The organism is Heyndrickxia sp. FSL W8-0496, from assembly GCF_038007825.1.
Lineage (GTDB): Bacteria > Bacillota > Bacilli > Bacillales > Bacillaceae_C > Heyndrickxia > Heyndrickxia oleronia.
The window spans coordinates 4,080,465-4,099,313 of sequence record NZ_JBBOXX010000001.1 but is presented as its reverse complement, the minus strand read 5'-3'; the positions used below and the strand labels follow the sequence as shown (position 1 = coordinate 4,099,313).

Annotated in this window: 15 protein-coding genes; 12 read left to right on the top strand and 3 right to left on the bottom strand. The window is 38.1% G+C overall.

What is annotated here, in order from left to right; all coding sequences use genetic code 11:
* Positions 1-261: 261 nt before the first annotated feature.
* The 10 genes from ilvE to NST63_RS20670 all read left to right on the top strand — a co-directional run bounded on the left by ilvE (position 262) and on the right by NST63_RS20670 (position 12,657).
* The gene (gene ilvE, locus NST63_RS20715) at positions 262-1,164 is read left to right on the top strand and encodes a branched-chain-amino-acid transaminase (RefSeq protein WP_058005703.1); all 903 of its coding nucleotides are present in this window, start codon (positions 262-264) and stop codon (positions 1,162-1,164) included.
* A gap of 25 nt (positions 1,165-1,189) precedes the next feature.
* Positions 1,190-2,893 (top strand): dihydroxy-acid dehydratase, encoded by a 1,704-nt coding sequence (ilvD, locus tag NST63_RS20710; RefSeq protein WP_212944351.1) that lies wholly within the window; start codon positions 1,190-1,192, stop codon positions 2,891-2,893.
* Positions 2,894-3,324: 431 nt separating this feature from the next.
* Positions 3,325-5,004, top strand: a complete 1,680-nt coding sequence (gene ilvB / locus NST63_RS20705; protein WP_212944480.1) for an acetolactate synthase large subunit — start codon at positions 3,325-3,327, stop codon at positions 5,002-5,004.
* Positions 5,001-5,522, top strand: coding sequence for an acetolactate synthase small subunit (gene ilvN, locus NST63_RS20700; protein WP_058005701.1), 522 nt, complete (start codon positions 5,001-5,003; stop codon positions 5,520-5,522). The genes ilvB and ilvN overlap by 4 nt, the downstream gene beginning before the upstream one ends.
* 26 nt (positions 5,523-5,548) lie before the next feature.
* Entirely contained in the window at positions 5,549-6,577 is a 1,029-nt protein-coding gene (gene ilvC, locus NST63_RS20695; protein ID WP_058005700.1) for a ketol-acid reductoisomerase, read from the top strand.
* Positions 6,564-8,105 (top strand): 2-isopropylmalate synthase, encoded by a 1,542-nt coding sequence (locus NST63_RS20690; protein ID WP_058005699.1) that lies wholly within the window; start codon positions 6,564-6,566, stop codon positions 8,103-8,105. The genes ilvC and NST63_RS20690 overlap by 14 nt, the downstream gene beginning before the upstream one ends.
* A 52-nt stretch (positions 8,106-8,157) precedes the next feature.
* Entirely contained in the window at positions 8,158-9,273 is a 1,116-nt protein-coding gene (gene leuB, locus NST63_RS20685; RefSeq protein WP_212944353.1) for a 3-isopropylmalate dehydrogenase, read from the top strand.
* Positions 9,274-9,283: 10 nt separating this feature from the next.
* Positions 9,284-10,696 carry a 3-isopropylmalate dehydratase large subunit gene (gene leuC, locus NST63_RS20680; protein WP_341043606.1) on the top strand — a complete coding sequence of 471 codons (1,413 nt, stop codon included), beginning with the start codon at positions 9,284-9,286 and terminating at the stop codon, positions 10,694-10,696.
* 13 nt (positions 10,697-10,709) lie between these two features.
* On the top strand, positions 10,710-11,300 hold the full coding sequence (leuD, locus tag NST63_RS20675; RefSeq protein WP_212944357.1) for a 3-isopropylmalate dehydratase small subunit: 591 nt from the start codon (positions 10,710-10,712) through the stop codon (positions 11,298-11,300).
* A 205-nt stretch (positions 11,301-11,505) separates the two neighbouring features.
* Positions 11,506-12,657 (top strand): HAD family hydrolase, encoded by a 1,152-nt coding sequence (locus NST63_RS20670; RefSeq protein ID WP_341043604.1) that lies wholly within the window; start codon positions 11,506-11,508, stop codon positions 12,655-12,657.
* Between the two features lie 55 nt (positions 12,658-12,712).
* Here the strand turns inward: NST63_RS20670 and NST63_RS20665 are convergent, their stop codons facing one another.
* Positions 12,713-13,081, bottom strand: coding sequence for a VOC family protein (locus NST63_RS20665; RefSeq protein ID WP_341043603.1), 369 nt, complete (start codon positions 13,079-13,081; stop codon positions 12,713-12,715).
* Positions 13,082-13,866: 785 nt separating this feature from the next.
* Here NST63_RS20665 and NST63_RS20660 point away from each other — a divergent pair.
* The gene (locus NST63_RS20660) at positions 13,867-14,124 is read left to right on the top strand and encodes a LapA family protein (protein ID WP_071977637.1); all 258 of its coding nucleotides are present in this window, start codon (positions 13,867-13,869) and stop codon (positions 14,122-14,124) included.
* Positions 14,125-14,320: 196 nt separating this feature from the next.
* Here the strand turns inward: NST63_RS20660 and NST63_RS20655 are convergent, their stop codons facing one another.
* Together NST63_RS20655 and NST63_RS20650 are read right to left on the bottom strand one after the other, a co-directional pair.
* Positions 14,321-14,812, bottom strand: coding sequence for a GNAT family N-acetyltransferase (locus NST63_RS20655; RefSeq protein WP_341043601.1), 492 nt, complete (start codon positions 14,810-14,812; stop codon positions 14,321-14,323).
* A gap of 102 nt (positions 14,813-14,914) precedes the next feature.
* On the bottom strand, positions 14,915-16,114 hold the full coding sequence (locus tag NST63_RS20650) for an MFS transporter (protein ID WP_341043600.1): 1,200 nt from the start codon (positions 16,112-16,114) through the stop codon (positions 14,915-14,917).
* A gap of 839 nt (positions 16,115-16,953) precedes the next feature.
* On the opposite strand from NST63_RS20650, the gene NST63_RS20645 reads away from it, so the two are divergent.
* Positions 16,954-18,840: a beta-glucoside-specific PTS transporter subunit IIABC gene (locus tag NST63_RS20645; RefSeq protein ID WP_341043599.1), complete on the top strand. Its 1,887-nt coding sequence runs from the start codon at positions 16,954-16,956 to the stop codon at positions 18,838-18,840.
* Positions 18,841-18,849: the final 9 nt, after the last annotated feature.

Sequence of the window (18,849 nt, the reverse complement as noted above, 5' to 3'; positions counted from 1 at the left end):
TTTGCTCAAGACTATTTTAAAAATTTATCTATTTTTCTTATAAATATCATTTCGTTTTTTAAACTCTAGAATATTCACAAAAAATTTATAAAAGGAGGAAAGTGATAGTGATAGGTATGTAAGCGTTTACTAATTGACAATTAAATCTAAATAGTCAAAAAACTTTCTGAAAAGGGGTTGACCGGTATATTTTAAAGGCGTATGATTGTCAACAATTAAATCATTTTTCAAAAGATTCATAATTGAAAGGGTTGAGTTGGCTTGGCAGACCAGTGGATTTTTTTAAATGACCGTTTTGTAAAAAAAGAGGAGGCAGTTGTCTCTGTTTATGATCATGGTTTCCTATATGGTGATGGTGTGTTCGAAGGGATTCGAATGTATAGTGGGAATGTTTTTCGCTTAGACGATCATATAAAACGGTTATACGAATCAGCACACTCAATCACTCTAAAAATTCCTTATGATCAGGAAGAATTAAAACAACTGATTATTGAAACATTGCGAAAAAATGAGTTTCAAGATGCTTATATTCGTGTAGTTATTTCAAGGGGTGTTGGTGACCTAGGTTTAAGCCCTTTTACTTGTAAGCATCCAGGAGTCATTATTATAGCGGAACCACTTGCATTATTTCCAAAAGAGTTATATGAAAGTGGCATTGAAGTTGTCTCCGTCGCTAGTCGACGAAACCGTTCAGATGTTTTAGATCCTAAGGTGAAGTCTTTGAATTACTTAAATAATATATTAGTGAAAATTGAGGCTAGCTTAGCGGGTGCAAGTGAAGCATTGATGATGAATGACCAAGGTTATGTTGCCGAGGGCTCAGGCGATAATATCTTCATTGTAAAAGACAATGTCATTAAAACACCGCCAGGATATGTTGGGACTCTCGAAGGGATTACGAGAAACGTCATCATTGAGCTTGCTAAACAACTAGGATTTGAAATTCGTGAGGATGTATTTACAAGGCATGATGTTTATATAGCTGATGAAGTGTTTTTAACGGGAACAGCTGCTGAAGTCATTGCTGTCGTAAAAGTAGATGGCAGAAACATTGCTGACGGCCAGCCTGGTCCGGTAACGAAAAAATTACTTGAGGCTTTTAGAAATGTAGTTACCGTCGATGGAACCAAGGTGTATGAAACGGATCAGATTCAAGTTAGTTAATGGAAAGGGGTTGAGGTGAAGCATCATGCGAAGTGACATGATAAAAAAGGGAATAGATCGTGCTCCCCACCGAAGCTTGCTATATGCAGCTGGGGTAAAAACGAAGGACTTACATAAGCCATTTATCGGTGTGTGTAATTCCTATGTAGATATTATTCCTGGACATAAGCATTTAAATAAGTTTGCAGAGGTTGTAAAGGAAGCGATTTGGGAAGCTGGTGGTGTTCCTTTTGAATTCAATACCATCGGAGTCGATGATGGTATTGCGATGGGACATATCGGAATGAGATATTCACTTCCAAGTCGAGAGCTAATTGCTGATAGTGCAGAAACTGTAATCAATGCCCATTGGTTCGATGGTGTTTTCTACATCCCTAACTGTGACAAAATAACACCAGGAATGTTAATGGCTGCTGCGAGAACGAATATTCCTTCCGTATTTGTATCCGGAGGTCCAATGGAAGCAGGAAGAACAGCTGATGGAAAAAATCTTTCTCTTACTTCTGTTTTTGAAGGGGTAGGAGCATATAAATCAGGAAAAATCGATGAAGAAGAATTACTTGCGCTTGAAACGAGTGCTTGTCCAACTTGTGGTTCATGCTCGGGAATGTTTACAGCAAACTCAATGAACTCACTAATGGAAATTCTGGGGCTAACCCCTCCGGGAAATGCAACCATTGTTGCAACCTCGGATGAGAGACACAGGATCATTCGTGAAGCTGTCGGTCATTTAATGAATTGTATTGAAAAGGATATAAAGCCGCGTGACATTATTACGAAAGAGGCAATTGATGATGCCTTTGCACTAGATATGGCAATGGGAGGATCAACCAATACGGTATTACATACATTGGCGATTGCCCATGAAGCAGGGATTGAATACGATTTAGATCAAATTAATGAGGTAGCGAAACGTGTACCTTATTTGGCAAAAATCAGTCCTGCCTCAGATTACTCGATGCAAGATGTACATCGTGCAGGTGGCATTAGTGCCATTATCAATGAGCTTTGCAAAATCGATGGAGCCATTCATCGCTCAAGAATAACCATTACAGGTAAGAGTACCTACGAAAATGTCAAGGATGCAGTCATACACGATCAAGATGTGATTCGTCCGATTGAAAATGCTTATAGTCCAGTTGGAGGTCTTTCCATTTTAAAAGGAAATCTCGCTCCAGATGGAGGAGTAATCAAGGTAGGTGCCGTCGATCCGTCTATAAAAACATTCCTCGGTGAGGCGATTGTATTCGAATCACAGGAGGAAGCACAGGAAGGAATCGATAATGGATTAGTTCGTGAAGGGCATGTCGTGGTTATTAGATATGAAGGACCAAAGGGTGGTCCAGGGATGCCTGAGATGCTAGCACCAACCTCATCGATAGCTGGAAGAGGATTATCGACCAGTGTGGCATTAATTACAGATGGAAGATTTTCTGGTGCGACACGGGGGATATCAGTCGGCCATATTTCACCAGAGGCGGCTGAAGGTGGTCCGATTGCTTTCATCAAAAATGGGGATCAAATATTAATCGATTTAATCAATCGAAAGATAGAAGTTATGTTATCAGATGCAGAGATTGAACGAAGAAGATTAAATTGGGATCCTCCAGAACCAAAGATTACTACTGGTTATTTAGCAAGATATGCAGCATTAGTAACATCTGCAAACACTGGAGGAGTATTGAAAATAAAATCACCACAAAAAACGTTGACGAGGACAAATGGTTAAGACCAGATACTTACAGAGAGTCGGGATCGCTGAAAACCGATAGTATCCCTTACCATTACTCACCTCTAAGTGCTAATCTGAACGGTTACAAGTAGGAATAGCCGAGTGTTTACTTTAACACTCGTTATCAAAAGCAACGCTAGTAAAGAGGGGAAAAGGATTTTAGTCAAACTACTAACCTTTCACTTTATAAAACTAGTCGCTGTAAAAGGTGTTATTCGTAAGGATAACATAAAGTTGGGTGGTACCATGGAAAGAAGTCTTTTCATCCCTTCATAATTGGTAGATTTTTTGATGCCATATTTTTGAGGATGAATGGGCTTTTTTTGTTAGATTCTTTTCTTGCAAGGTTGCTATTTTGTTAAACAAATGAATGTAAATTAGGAGGGAAAAAGGTGCAGGCTAAAGCGTTTTCGGATGATCAATTGGTGATGGAGGAAATTAACGGAGCAGACTTACTCATTCAATTAATCATCAATGAAGGAGTAGACGTGTTATTTGGTTACCCAGGTGGAGCAGTTCTAACAATCTATGATGCCTTATATGGAAAAAGCATTAAACATATTCTATCGCGACATGAGCAAGGATCGATTCATGCAGCGGAAGGATATGCACGTGTGACAGGAAAACCTGGCGTCGTCATTGCAACTTCAGGACCGGGTGCAACAAATTTAGTGACCGGTATTACTGACGCCATGATGGATTCTTTGCCTCTGGTCATCTTTACAGGACAGGTGGCAAGTACAGTGATTGGTTCTGATGCCTTTCAAGAGGCAGATGTGATCGGAATAACAACACCGATTACAAAACACAACTACCAAGTTCGTGATATAAAGGATCTTCCAAGAATCGTGAAGGAAGCTTTCCATATCGCATCGACAGGGAGGCCTGGACCAGTAGTCATTGATATTCCAAAGGATATTTGTTCACAAAAAATCAAGCTATCAACCGAGGTTGAACTGCAATTACCAGGTTATCAACCGAATTACAGTCCCAACGTCTTACAAATAAAGAAACTAGTAGAGGCACTGGCTAAGGCGAAAAAACCGGTTATTTTAGCCGGAGCCGGTATATTGCATTCTGGTGCAAATGAATTACTTTTCGAATTTGCAACTAACAACCAAATACCAGTCACTAATACTTTATTAGGCTTAGGAAGTTTTCCTGCTGATCATCCTTTATTTTTAGGAATGGCAGGGATGCATGGAACATATGCAGCCAATATGGCACTGTATGAAACGGATTTACTTATTAATATCGGGGCACGGTTTGATGATCGATTAACTGGAAAATTAGAGCACTTCGCACCACATTCGATGATTGCCCACATTGATATTGATGCAGCTGAAATTGGTAAAAATGTCGAAACGCATATTCCAATTGTTGCAGATGCGAAGGAAGCATTAGTAAAGCTATTGGAAGAAGACATACCACAATTAGAAATCGAGCAATGGAACGAGAAGCTATCCCAAAATAAAGAGCAATTCCCTTTATGGTATAGCGAGAGTGGAGAGGAAATGTCTCCGCAACGATTAATCGAGCTCGTCCATCAATATACAGAGGGAAATGCAATTATTACCACCGATGTTGGTCAGCATCAAATGTGGGCGGCACAATATTATCATTTTTCTAAGCCAAATCGTTGGGTTACTTCGGGTGGCCTAGGAACAATGGGCTTTGGGTTTCCGGCAGCCATTGGTGCACAATTAGCAAATCTAGACCAAACCGTTGTCGCAATTGTTGGTGATGGAGGTTTCCAAATGACTCTCCAGGAATTGGCCGTAGTGAAGGAACATCATTTGCCGATAAAAGTGGTGATTGTCAATAATTATTCACTTGGTATGGTACGACAATGGCAGGAAACCTTTTATGAAGAGCGTTATTCCTATTCAAAGATTCCCGTACAACCAGATTTTATTAAACTGGCAGAAAGCTATGGAATTAAAGGAGTACGTGTAACGAATGAAGAGGAGGCTGCAAGAGTATTCGCTGAATGCTTAACAGATGATTCACCGGTTGTCATTGACTGCCGTGTAAAACAAGAAGAAAATGTGTATCCAATGATCGCTCCTGGAAAAGGATTACATGAAATGATCGGGGTGAAACCATGAAACGGGTAGTAACTGCAACAGTGTTAAATCAAAGCGGTGTGCTAAATCGTGTGACAGGAGTGCTATCAAAACGGCAATTCAATATTGATAGCATCACCGTTGGTCGAACAGAGAATGAAGGAATTTCAAGAATGACCATTGTTGTAAATGTAGAAGATGAGAAGCAGGTTGAGCAGCTAACGAAGCAATTAAATAAATTAATCGATGTATTGAAGGTTGCAGATATTACTGATCAAGCCATTGTCGCTAGAGAACTTGCGTTAATCAAGGTACTAAGCACCCCTCAAACAAGAAGTGAAATTGGCGGTATCGTCGAACCCTTTAGAGCATCGATTATTGATGTTAGCAAGGAAAGCATTACCATCCAGGTGACTGGTGATACAGAAAAAATCGAAGCATTAATTGATCTATTAAGACCTTATGGAATTAAGGAAATGGTTCGCACTGGTTTAACGGCCTTCTTAAGAGGCTCTCAAAAGCCAGTAACTGAACTAACTTCCTATTCCCTATTAAAATAATTAACGATTAAAGGAGAAGATGAAAAATGGCAAAAGTATATTATGATTCAGATATTCAAGATGAGGTTTTAAGAAATAAAAAAATCGCGATCATTGGTTATGGCTCACAAGGTCATGCACATGCACAAAACTTACGTGAAAGTGGATTTGATGTGGTAGTAGGATTACGTAAAGGAAAATCATGGGAGCAAGCTGAACAGGATGGTTTTGCAGTGAAATCTGTTAAAGAAGCAAGTGAAGAAGCCGATGTCATTATGGTTCTTTTACCAGATGAAAGACAAACTCAAGTATATAAAGAAGAAATTGAACCCGTACTATATCCGGGCAAAGCAATTGCTTTTGCACATGGCTTTAATGTTCATTTTAATCAAATCGTTCCTCCAGAAAATGTAGATGTGTTCTTAGTAGCACCAAAAGGACCTGGACATTTAGTACGTAGAACATATGTTGAGGGTGCAGGCGTTCCAGCTCTTATCGGAATTTATCAAGACGTAACTGGTGAAGCAAAAGACGTGGCACTTGCTTATTCCAAAGGAATCGGTGGTTCTCGAGCAGGGGTTCTCGAAACGACGTTTAAGGAAGAAACTGAAACTGATTTATTTGGTGAGCAGGCAGTCCTTTGCGGTGGATTAACTTCACTTATTAAAGCAGGATTTGAAACATTGACAGAAGCAGGATACCAGCCTGAAGTTGCATATTTTGAATGTCTTCATGAAATGAAATTGATTGTTGATTTGATTTATGAAGGAGGACTAAAAGGAATGCGCTATTCGATTTCAGATACAGCACAATGGGGTGACTTTGTTTCTGGACCAAGAGTAGTGAATGAAGATACGAAAAAACGGATGGGAGAATTGTTAAAGGAAATTCAATCTGGTCAATTTGCTAAAGGTTGGGTTTTAGAAAACCAAGCGAATCGTCCTGTATTTAATGCGATTAATGCAAGTGAAAATCAGCATCCAATTGAAGTAGTTGGCGAGGAATTACGTAAGCTCATGCCATTTGTTAAGAAGGAGAAGAAAGAAGAGGAAGTGGCAGCATATGCAAAAAATTAACATTTTTGATACGACCCTTCGAGATGGCGAACAGTCTGCAGGAGTGAACTTAAATGCGATAGAAAAGCTTGAAATTGCCAAACAGCTCGAACGACTTGGAGTAGATATTATGGAGGCGGGATTTCCCGCTTCCTCCCAAGGAGATTTTTTAGCAGTACAATCAATCGCAAGATCAATCCGTAATAGTTCAATCACTGGATTAGCAAGGGCGAATAAACGGGATATTGATATTGCTTGGGATGCATTAAAGGATTCTGAGGAGCCGAGAATTCACATTTTTCTTGCAACTTCCCCGATTCATATGACCTATAAATTAAGAAAAACCCCTGATGAAGTATTGGAGTCAGCAGTTGAGGCTGTAAAATACGCCAAACAAAGATTTTCCCATGTACAATGGTCTGCTGAAGATGCAAGTCGATCAGATAAATGGTTTCTAGTAAAAATTATTAGTGAAGTCATTCAAGCAGGTGCAACGGTTATTAATCTACCAGATACAGTCGGCTATAGTACACCGAAGGAGTATGGCGAGCTTTTCTCGTTTATTCGGGAAAATGTTCCTTCTATTGATAAAGTGATTCTGTCAGCACATTGTCATGATGATTTAGGGATGGCAACCGCAAATTCACTGGCTGCTATTGAAAATGGTGTACGGCAAATAGAAGGCACGATTAATGGTATTGGTGAAAGAGCTGGAAATGCTGCATTAGAGGAAATAGCGGTAGCTCTTCATATTCGCCAAGATTATTACCAGGCAAAAACAGGATTAAAGCTAGATGAAATTAAACATACGAGTCAGCTAATTAGTAAATTAACGGGAATGGTCGTTCCCGGAAATAAAGCAGTTGTTGGTGCAAATGCATTTGCTCATGAATCAGGAATTCATCAAGACGGTGTGTTAAAGGAAGCATCTACCTATGAAATTATTACTCCTGAACTCATTGGAGTCGCATCGAATAACTTAGTTCTCGGAAAGCATTCTGGAAGACATGCATTTAAACAAAAAGCCTTGGAATTAGGATTTGAGCTGACACCGGAAAAGCTGAAAGATGCGTTTGATTCATTTAAAGCATTAACGGATCGAAAGAAAGAAGTGACCGAGGATGACCTATTTGCGATTCTTACGGATAAACAGACTGAACAAATTGATGTGAAAACCTATGAGCTGCAAAGTGTTCAGGTGCAATATGGTACAAATAATATCCCGACGGCTACTGTAGTTGTTAAGTCTCCAAATGGTAGTGTCCTAGAAGAGGCAGGAACCGGTGCAGGTAGTGTGGAGGCGATCTATAATACATTATCACGAATGATTGATGGTCCGGTTGAATTAAAAGATTATAAGCTTCATTCGCTTGGTTCTGGAAGAGATGCATTAGCCGATGCCTTTGTTAAGGTCCAGTATAGTGGAGTTGAATCCGGTGGAAGAGGCTCAGCACAGGATGTCTTAGAGGCATCAGCAAAGGCATATTTAAATGCGATTAATCGAGTCATTGTTCACGAAGAATATAAAAAGGAAAAACTACAAGTTTAGATGATAACTCCAAACTATTAAACTTTTACAAAAATCAAAGGAGGCAAGGTTTATGAATAAAAGAATCGCAGTTTTACCTGGTGATGGAATTGGCCCTGAGGTGATGAATGGTGCTGTTCGAGTTCTTCAAGCCATATCTGATTGTTTCGATCATGAGTTTAGTTTCGAGGAAGGTTTAATAGGTGGTGCAGCAATCGATGATTGCGGCCAGCCCCTTCCAGAATCTACTTTAGCCTTATGTAGGGAGAGTGATGCGATTCTTTTAGGAGCGGTTGGTGGGCCCAAATGGGACTCCACTTCACATGCTGTCAGACCAGAACAAGGATTGCTTGGACTAAGAAAGGAATTAGGTCTTTTTGCAAACCTACGTCCCGTTACAGCATATGAACCGCTCATCCATGCCTCCACATTGAAAAAGGAAGTTATTGAAAACGTAGATTTATTAATTGTTAGAGAGTTAACAGGTGGACTTTATTTTGGAAAACCAAGTGAAAGACGTGGAGAAAACAAAGAATTAGTTGTTGATACATTAGTCTATAACGTTTTTGAGATTGAAAGAGTGGTAGAAAAAGCATTTCAATTAGCACAAAAGCGGAGAGGAATACTAACATCCGTCGATAAAGCGAATGTACTGGAATCGAGTCGAATGTGGCGTGAAGTAGTTAATCGCATCGCTAAAAAATACCCAGATGTAACGGTCAACCATATGTTAGTCGACTCGGCGTCTATGCAGCTTATTTATCGTCCGGAACAGTTTGATGTAATCGTTACAGAAAATTTATTCGGAGATATTTTAAGTGATGAAGCCTCTATGATTACTGGATCACTAGGGATGCTTCCGTCGGCAAGTTTACGAAGTGATTTAGTCGGATTATATGAACCTGTTCATGGGTCTGCCCCTGATATCGCTGGGAAAAATTTAGCCAATCCGTTAGGCATGATCTTATCGACAGCCTTAATGCTTAAATTTTCATTTGGCCTAGATAAGGAAGCACATATTATTGAGGAAGCGGTCATGAAGGTATTGAATGAAGGATATCACACAGGTGATTTAAATCTACAACATGGAAAACAGGTTGGAACAACAGAAATGGTTCAAAAAGTCATTGATGCTATAAATGAAAATCAGGCAATCTCAGGTATTTTGACTACCTATATTTGTGGTTAGGGGGGATTTGATGCAACCGAAAACAATTATCGAAAAAATATGGGAACAGCATTTGATACATCAGGAGGAAGGAAAACCAGATTTACTTTATATTGATTTGCATTTAGTACATGAAGTAACATCTCCACAAGCATTTGAGGGACTACGACTCAATCAGCGAACTGTCAGACGACCGGATCTAACCTTTGCGACAGTCGATCATAATGTATCTACTACGAAGCTTCGTGTCTCCAATGATCCTATTGCAAAAAAACAAATGAGCACATTGGAGAAAAATTGTGAGGAATTTAAGATCCCGTTAGCTGGCATTGATCACCCTGATCAAGGGATTGTTCATGTGATTGGTCCTGAACTAGGTTTGACCACTCCTGGAAAAACAATTGTATGTGGCGATAGTCATACTTCTACACATGGTGCATTTGGTGCCATCGCTTTTGGAATCGGCACAAGTGAAGTGGAACATGTTCTTGCTACTCAAACTCTATGGCAAAGGCGACCTAAAACATTACAAATTAAAGTAAATGGCAAGCTAGGTCTTGGTGTGACAGCGAAAGATTTAATTTTAGCGATCATAGGTAAATTCGGCATTGATGTTGGCACCGGATATATTGCTGAATATACGGGTGAAGCCATACGAAACATGTCAATGGAGGAGCGGATGACTATCTGTAATATGTCCATTGAAGCTGGAGCAAGAGCAGGTTTAATCAGCCCAGATGAAACAACCATTTCTTATTTAAATGGTAGAAAGTATGCACCAAAGGGAACTAAATTTGAAAAAGCGGCTGAATATTGGTTAAGTCTAGCCACAGATGAAGGTGCTGAATATGACCGCACGATTGAAATTGATGCAAATGAAATTGCGCCACAAGTGACATGGGGGACCAATCCATCCATGTGCTTATCTGTAAATGATTTGCTACCATCAACTGACACCATCACAGATAAAAGTGAGAAGGAATCGGTTGAAAAGGCCCTTCAATATATGGGACTTACTGGTGGTACACCTATAGAGGAGATTGAAATTCAGCATGTCTTTATTGGCTCATGCACGAACTCTCGTCTGAGTGATTTACGTCATGCGGCTGAAGTGATTAAGGGGCATCATGTGCATGAGAATGTAAGAGCATTAGTTGTACCAGGCTCACAAACGGTTAAAGCACTTGCTGAGGCGGAAGGCTTGGATAAAATCTTTATCGAAGCAGGCTTTGAGTGGCGGGAATCGGGCTGTAGTATGTGTTTAGCAATGAATGATGATGTTGTGCCCCCAGGGGAAAGATGTGCATCCACTTCCAATCGGAATTTTGAAGGACGACAAGGAAATGGATCAAGAACACATCTTGTAAGCCCAGCTATGGCCGCAGCAGCTGCGATTCATGGACGATTTGTTGATGTGAGAAAAATGGAAAAGGTCTACCAATAGGAGGTGAATATTTGTGCAGCCATTTCAAACATTTCAAGGATTAGTCGTACCACTAGATCGAACGAATGTCGATACAGATCAAATTATCCCAAAACAATTTCTCAAACGCATTGAAAGACAAGGCTTTGGAGAATGTCTCTTTTACCATTGGCGTTTTAATGAAAATGGCGAGGAAATAAAGGAGTTTCCTCTGAATCAAGCAAAATATAAAGGTGCGCAAATACTTGTAGCTGGACCGAATTTTGGCTGTGGATCATCCCGTGAGCATGCTCCATGGGCCCTTCAGGATTACGGGTTTAAGGTCATTATTGCTCCAAGCTTTGCTGATATTTTTTATAATAATTGTTTGAAAAATGGTCTTTTACCTATTCAATTAAATCTAGAAACGGTCAAGTCATTATTAGACAAAGCGAATGGGGCAACAATAGAATTAACGGTTGATTTAGAAAATGAACGCCTAACCTATGATGATCAAGTCATTCATTTTGAAATGGATCCATATCAGAAGGAAACACTTTTAAAAGGCTTGGATGATATTGCAATCACGATGATGCTTGAAGACAAAATTGCAAGCTATGAGGAAAAACGTAAAGGAATTAGCTAATAATTGAATCACTGCAACCGCAGTGATTTTTTGTGGATGGATATAATATACTATGGTTCTGTGATACACTAAAATAAGAAAGTGCAAGCTCCTAGATCTTCCTAACAACCAAGGGGAAACGACCATTGGTAGCTGGTTTTTAATTTGAAGAGCTAGAGCTTGGAGATGGATTTTATACGTTTACCTTAAATAAAGGGGGATGAGTATGATTCGAACGATATTATTTGATGTTGATGGTGTTTTACTAAGTGAAGAACGATATTTCGATGCGTCCGCATTAACTGTTTGGGAGCTTTTACATAGTAAAAATTATTTAGGATTAGAATCAGATCAATTTAAAATTGTATTAAACGATGAAGAAATAACAAGCATTAGGAATACCGTTTTCCAAAATGACCAGGTGCTTAAGTTTTTTAAGTCAAAAGGATTAAATGCAAATTGGGATATGATTTATTTAACCTTTAGCTTTCAACTAATCCATCTTTTAGAACAAGTGGTGGGTGAAGAAAAAGAGAATATCTCCAAGTGGTTAACTTCAGAAATTGATCGTAGTGTATTACTTGAAATACAAGAAAGCTTAGCTCAGTATAAAGCTACGATTGATTATGACGAATTTATTAGCGAGTTTCAAAATGCAAAGGCAAATAGCAAGGAAGATTTATTTGACTATTTAAATGTATTGGTTGAACAGAAATTTGGAATCAAGACCAATTTATTTAGTGAAAAGAATCGTCTTTGGTCGGTTTGTGAGCATGTATCACAAGAATGGTATGTTGGGGACGAAAATGTACTTTCCTCAACAGGGAGACCATCTGTTCAGCTAGGAAAGAAGGGTTTTCTTTCTGATGAAAAGACATTAGCAAAGCCTGAGCAAATTGGGCAGCTTTTTCAGGATTTGACTGATGCTGGCTTGCAAATTGGGATTGGAACAGGAAGACCAGATCTTGAAACTATTAAGCCTTTCGAGTATTTGAACTGGCTAAACTATTTTGATCGGAATCATATCGTCACAGCCGATGAAGTTCTTGAAGCAGAGAAACAGCATCCAAGCTATGCCCCTTTATCTAAGCCGAATCCATATACATTTATCCAAGCAGAGAAGGGGAAACAAATTCCGATTGCATCGTGCTTAAAGATCGATCTTCCATTAGAAAATGGGGATCAAATATTAGTGGTCGGTGATTCCTTAGCCGATCTGTTAGCGGCAAGAGACATGGGCTGCCGTTTCGCAGCGGTACTAACAGGATTATCTGGGAAGGAAGCAAGAAAGGAATTTGAAGAACATCAAGCCGAATTTATTCTCGACTCCGTGTTGGATGTAAAGGGAATTGTTTTGGAAAATGTTCGTAAGGGATAATTATTTTCTGATTAAATGGAGCTGTTCATAAAATTGAACAGCTCTTTATTTATGCTTATAGCCACTCTAATAGTTCAATCCGATTCCCAAAAGGGTCATTCACATAGATTCGATTGGCCCCAGGTAGTTGAGTATCTACGGTGAATTCAATCGATTGCTTAGTTAAATGCTGTTTTAGCTCCTCAAGATTTTCTATCTCAAATGCAGGATGTGCTTTTTTAGCAGGGGAAAAAGGGTCTTCGATGCCGATATGGATTTGATAATGATCAAATCCAAACCATACACCCCCACGTTTTTTTAATTCCTCGGGCTTTTCAATTTCTTGAAGTCCTAGTATTCTCCCAAAAAATACTCTTGCTTTTTGCTCACTGCCTTTCGGTGCAGCTAGTTGAATATGATCAATCGTTTTAAATGCGAAAGTCATAATATCCCCCCCTTCGTTACCCTCATTGTATTTGAAGTAGAGTAATAAGAAAATACTGAAATTATTATACTTTTAGTTAAGTTTTTCTTATGAAGTGAACAGCATCAAATGCATGATTTATTGGAACAGCTCGTATGGGAGATGTTTTAGTAGAATTTACAGGGGTACTGATATAATAGCGAAGCAAGTATTGCATTTTGGTAATAGGGTATCTCATGAACACGGTAACCAATGGGCGTGGTTGATTACCCTGAAGGGGGAACCAATGTGTGCAGGTTAACTAAAGTTAGTAGTAGATTACCCTAATGGAGGAAATTCCGTGTGCAGGGTAACCAAAGTAGGTGTTTGATTCCCCTAAAGGAGGAACCAATGTGTGCAGGGTAACTAAAGAACGTGTTAGATTACTCTGAAGGAGGAAATTCCGTGTGCAGGGTAACTAAAGTGGGTGATAGATTACCCTGGCGGAGGAAATTCCGTGTCCAAGGTAACCAAAGAACGTGTTTGCTTCCCCAGGCGGAGGAAATTCCGTGTGCAGGGTAACTAAAGAACGTGTTTGCTTCCCCAGGCGGAGGAAATTCCGTGTGCAGGGTAACTAAAGAACGTGTTTGCTTACTCTGATGGAGGAAACAATGTGTCCAGGGTAACCAAAGTGCATGGTAGATTACCCTGAAGGAAGATAAGCACAAACAATGAATCAACCTTCTCCCAAAGGTTGCTGTGAAAGCTAGCATTTTGGACTATCCTTTGATAATATTTAATTTAAAAACTTATGATGGAGGTGGCTTATGAAAAAACAATGGAACCTATTATTTGCGCTCGTTGTCGTCTTAATTATTGCTATTTTTTCTGTGATCAATGTTGAACCGGTAACGGTAAATTATTTATTTGGTAAAGCCGAGTGGCCATTAATTCTTGTCATTATTGGGTCTGTTCTACTAGGAGCAATATTGGTGGGGTTAATTGGTATGATGAAAATTTATCAGCTTCAAAGAGCCTTAAAAAAAGCAGGACATAATGATATAAATGATGATTTAGAGAGGTAGAATCGGATTGCTGTTAAGCAAACCTATTAAAAGTTGAATGAATCGTATGTTACATAAGGAAGAACAACTGACTATTGTATGCCTAAAAAAGGGTTGTCTATTTAGGAGTTAGACATTAAACGCTCCTTTGCTTTTGAGACAACCCTGTTAATATCGGTAACAGGGTTGTCTCAAAGAGAACTTGACTCTACAGCAATTACAATTCCTTCACTAAATTAAACCAAGTCTCACCTGCATGTGTCGAAACAGATTTACCTTCATTAACAAAGCCATTGGCTTCATAAAAAGGAATTAAATCATCTAAGCAGGTCAAAGTTATTGCGCTTCTTTGACTTTTTTTACAAGCTTCTTCTAGCCTCTCTAACAAATGTGTAGCAATTCCCTGCCCTCTATAATCAGGATGAACGACAAGGCTAAGAATACTTTGGTAGCCCTCACTTGTAGGATTGGGATGCGCGTTCTCAAATAGATCATCCGTCAAATAACGATGATTTATCACTGGCCCCACCACATATCCAATTATTTTATCCTGTTCATCTCTCGCAACAATAAACGTATCAGGGATATTCTTAATTCGTTCCCTCATGGATTTTTCCGTAGCTGCTTCATCAGGTCTGAATCCTAAATTCTCGATATGCATAAGCTCTTTTAAATCATTTATATCAGGTCTTGTGTAATGAATATTCAATATGAAAACTCCTTCGTAACTATTTTATTCATTATAAAAATACTTATAGCATTTCTTCAATAGATCTGTTACGAAGACTACTATAGTCATAGTTATCTATTGTCACATCTCTTTTGATGACCATTTTTGTGGTTGCTTTATTTTTCGTGCGGCAGAATTAAAGTATGTAGAAGAGACAAAGACTGCAATGAGGCAAGAAGTAGCGAGAAACGAATATGTTGCTTTTATTGATATTCTTTCATTAAGAATCCCACTTATGATAGGAAAAATCGTCATACCAATTGCGTAAATGGCTTGAAATAATCCCATAGCCGTAGAGCGTTTGCGTGGATCTATTGTTTGCATTGCTTCTGAAGTTAACAAAGAGAATAATATACCAGTTGCTATTCCAGGTATAATTTGTAAAATACATATAAATCCAATGGATGAAGTGTGAGAAACTAGAAAGCAGTATATTCCTAGACAATAGAAGATGATAGAAATCCAATGTTTTTTAGAGATTTTTTCAATCAAATGAGTCGAAGCAGATTTCGCGAATAATACTGCCGATGACATATAGATAATGCTTGATAACCCAACAATTGTATTGTTAGCACCAAGATCTTTAATAATTTGGTTAGTAAAAGACATAGTTGACGACATTTGAACACCTTGTTGAATCAAAGCTAAGATTGAAAAGACCAGTAAATTTTTATCTTTTCCAACCTTTAATAAGTTCATTATCGTTAATTCCTGTGGCTTGGTTGGTTTCATTTGATGGATGAAGAATGACAGAGCACACCCAATAATACCAGCGGTGAAACTAAAGAAACAAATCCATCTCATACCAACAATATCATACAAGAAAGTACTCGTAACAAAAGCTAATAACATTCCGAGATTATTAGCTAAAATAATTTTACTTGTTGCAATGGCTTGATGTGTTTTTGAATAATAGCTCATATATAGAACCATAAATGAAATCCAAGTAGCACTAGCAGTTCCGGATAATAGATTACCAATAAAAAATCCGATACCAGTAGGTAGAAAAATTCGTAGAAGAGAGGAAATAACAGCACAAAAAGTACCAAAAATAATAAAAAATTTGTGATTACCGTTAATATCAGCCGCAATTCCAACAGGTAATCGAAGTAATAATTGAGAAATTCCGTAAGCACCAACAATTGCCCCGATAAAATTGCTAGAGACATGAATTAGATTTAAATATGGAGTTTGATAGGGAATATAGACATATTGTGCGAACCAGTAGAATACTACAATGATGAGAATAAGAGAAGTTTGTTTGCCACTCATTTTATCCATATATATAAAGATTCCTTTCGCTTCATTTGAAGTACAAAACACCTTGAAAACCGTTATGCCTTCAGTTTTTTTATTTTTTGACAGTAACAAAAAAAGATCAAGCATACATAAATAATTCGGTAAGGGGGGTACTAATCCCCACAACATGAATTACTTAGGTACACTTGATCTTGCCTGTTTATCACAGTAACACGTCAAAGTGTGTTAAAACTATTTATCTTTGGCTATAATCTAACATGCTTTCATAAAAACGACAAGTCTTTTTGTGTGATTACTTTGAGAAATGTTCACATCAAGAGTCATCAATTTAAGGCTTTAAGTTAACCCGATAGCCCCATATGAGAGCTCTGCTAGTGTGGTGGAAAGACAAGAACCTTGTGAATTTTTATATTGAAAAAGTACAAAGAAGTTTCAATAGATGTTGAGGATTGGTAAAGAGCGAAGATGAAATTTTTTAGGAACTTGTTTGTTTTTTGATCTTCTCTCAAACGTTGTTTATCTTTACATAAATTTTTATCAGTTTTTAGAAGAATTAGGTTATCATAAACGTTATGATTTAACAAAGAAGATTGAGAAAAAACTTTATTGTTTAAATTTTTCATAATAAAAAAGCTTGTCAAGTGAATGAAAGCGTGTTACTTTATTGTTAAAGTTATATAGTTTGATACACTTTGACGTGTTACTGGTAAAGCAGGCAAGATCAAATGTACCTAAATGATTCATGTGGGTGGAGTATACCTTTCTCACAGGGTTATTTAAGTATGTTTGATCTTTTTTTTGTCACTGTGTCTCATTTTCCAATGGCCACTGGAAGTTAACCTACTTAAGGAGTGTGAAAAATGAATTATCAACAAATTGCACATGACATTTTAAATAATGTTGGTGGAAAAGATAATGTATCAGGGTTAACTCATTGTTATACTCGATTACGTTTTGTATTGAAAGATAATAAAAAGGCGAATAAAGATAGATTACTTCAACTTGAAGGGATCATTTCAGTCGTAGAAAACAGTGGTCAATATCAAGTTGTAATTGGCAATAAAGTCACAAAAGTCTATGATGAACTAATGCTAATTTTAGGAGAAGTAAGTGAAGGGAAAAGCAATAAAGAAGAAAAACTTTCTGTAGGTAATAAAATTTTAAATACCGTAACAGCCATTTTTACGCCAATAATTCCCGCAATCGCCGCTTCAGGAATGCTAAAAGGAATTTTGGCAATAGCGGTTATGATTGCTACTTATTTCTGGGGCATAGATATCAAGGAATATAATACGTATATTATTTTGAATGCGGCTTCAAACGCACTGTTTTATTTTTTCCCAATCATATTGGGAGTTGCCGCAGCTAGAGTATTTAAAGCCAACATATACATTGCAATGATTCTTGCTGCAACACTTTGTTATCCAGACATCGTTACACTAATGACAGGGGAGGATATAGTAACCCTTTTTGGAATTTCTGTGACAAAAGCTAATTATGTATCATCTGTCATTCCCATTATCATTGCCGTATTTATTCTATCTTACGTTCAACGTTTCTTTGAAAAATATATTCCTGAAGTATTAAAAATCATTATGGTACCAACGCTTTCATTACTTGTGATGGTTCCAGCTACCCTAATAGTATTTGGTCCTATAGGAATTTATATTGGAAACTTTGTTAACTGGATCTATTATTACATCATGGATTTTAGTCCAACCCTTTTAGGCGCATTTATCGGGGGGATGTGGTGTGTGCTTGTTATATTCGGTGCACATAAAACGATCCTTCCAATTGGAATCAATGATGTTGCACAGACAGGCAGACAAAATCTCTTAGCCTTTGCAGGTGCAGCAAACTTCTCTCAAGCAGGTGCAGCATTAGGTGTTTTCTTAAAAACTAAGAATAAAGGATTAAAAACGGTATCTGCATCAGCAACGATAACAGCTCTTTTTGGTATTACTGAGCCTGCTATTTATGGAGCAAACCTTCGTCTGAAAAAACCAATGGTATATGCTGTTATTAGTGGTGCGCTTGGGGGAGCTTTGATGGGATGGGGTGGTTCATATGGAACTGCCTTTGCAAATCAAGGGGTTTTAACAATACCAGTTTATATGGAAGCTGGAACTAAGGCTTTCTTATGCTATTTGATTGGTTGTGCGATTGCATTCTTTGGAGCCTGCTTAATGACCGTTCTATTAGGATTCAAGGATATACCTAATGAAGAAGAAGATTCTAAAACATCTTCTAATGCAGTTAATGAAGCATCAACTGATTCTCTTATCTTTGATGCAGACATTAAGATCGTTTCACCGATTAAGGGTGAGGTCTTACCTCTTTCTCAAGTAAAAGATGAAGTGTTTTCTTCTGGAGCTTTAGGGAGTGGAATTGCTATTAATCCAGAGGTAGGAGAGGTTGTTGCGCCAATGGATTGTACAGTTTCCGTATTGTATCCTTCACTACACGCAATTGGGCTACAACTTGATAATGGAGTTGAAATGTTAATCCATATCGGTATAGATACCGTTGAATTAAATGGTGAAGGATTTAAAGCTTATGTTAAAGTAGGCGATCATATCACTCAAGGAACAAAAATTGTCTCCTTCGATATACCTGCAATTAAAGCAAAGGGATATGATTTAAGCACATCTATCATCGTTACTAATACACCACATTACCAAACAGTTTCGTCTGTTCAAAAGGAACAGGTATCTTGTGAAGACGATTTATTATTAATAAAAAATTAGGAGTGTTAA

Bases quoted from the DNA above. Each gene is read 5' to 3' on its own strand.
- NST63_RS20645 (WP_341043599.1), top strand. From the start codon at position 16,954: ATGAATTATCAACAAATTGCACATGACATTTTAAATAATGTTGGTGGA.
- ilvD (WP_212944351.1), top strand. From the start codon at position 1,190: ATGCGAAGTGACATGATAAAAAAGGGAATAGATCGTGCTCCCCACCGA.
- NST63_RS20650 (WP_341043600.1), bottom strand. From the start codon at position 16,114: ATGGATAAAATGAGTGGCAAACAAACTTCTCTTATTCTCATCATTGTA.
- leuB (WP_212944353.1), top strand. From the start codon at position 8,158: ATGAATAAAAGAATCGCAGTTTTACCTGGTGATGGAATTGGCCCTGAG.
- leuC (WP_341043606.1), top strand. From the start codon at position 9,284: ATGCAACCGAAAACAATTATCGAAAAAATATGGGAACAGCATTTGATA.
- NST63_RS20670 (WP_341043604.1), top strand. From the start codon at position 11,506: ATGATTCGAACGATATTATTTGATGTTGATGGTGTTTTACTAAGTGAA.
- NST63_RS20690 (WP_058005699.1), top strand. From the start codon at position 6,564: ATGCAAAAAATTAACATTTTTGATACGACCCTTCGAGATGGCGAACAG.
- NST63_RS20665 (WP_341043603.1), bottom strand. From the start codon at position 13,081: ATGACTTTCGCATTTAAAACGATTGATCATATTCAACTAGCTGCACCG.
- ilvN (WP_058005701.1), top strand. From the start codon at position 5,001: ATGAAACGGGTAGTAACTGCAACAGTGTTAAATCAAAGCGGTGTGCTA.
- NST63_RS20660 (WP_071977637.1), top strand. From the start codon at position 13,867: ATGAAAAAACAATGGAACCTATTATTTGCGCTCGTTGTCGTCTTAATT.
- ilvB (WP_212944480.1), top strand. From the start codon at position 3,325: ATGGAGGAAATTAACGGAGCAGACTTACTCATTCAATTAATCATCAAT.
- ilvC (WP_058005700.1), top strand. From the start codon at position 5,549: ATGGCAAAAGTATATTATGATTCAGATATTCAAGATGAGGTTTTAAGA.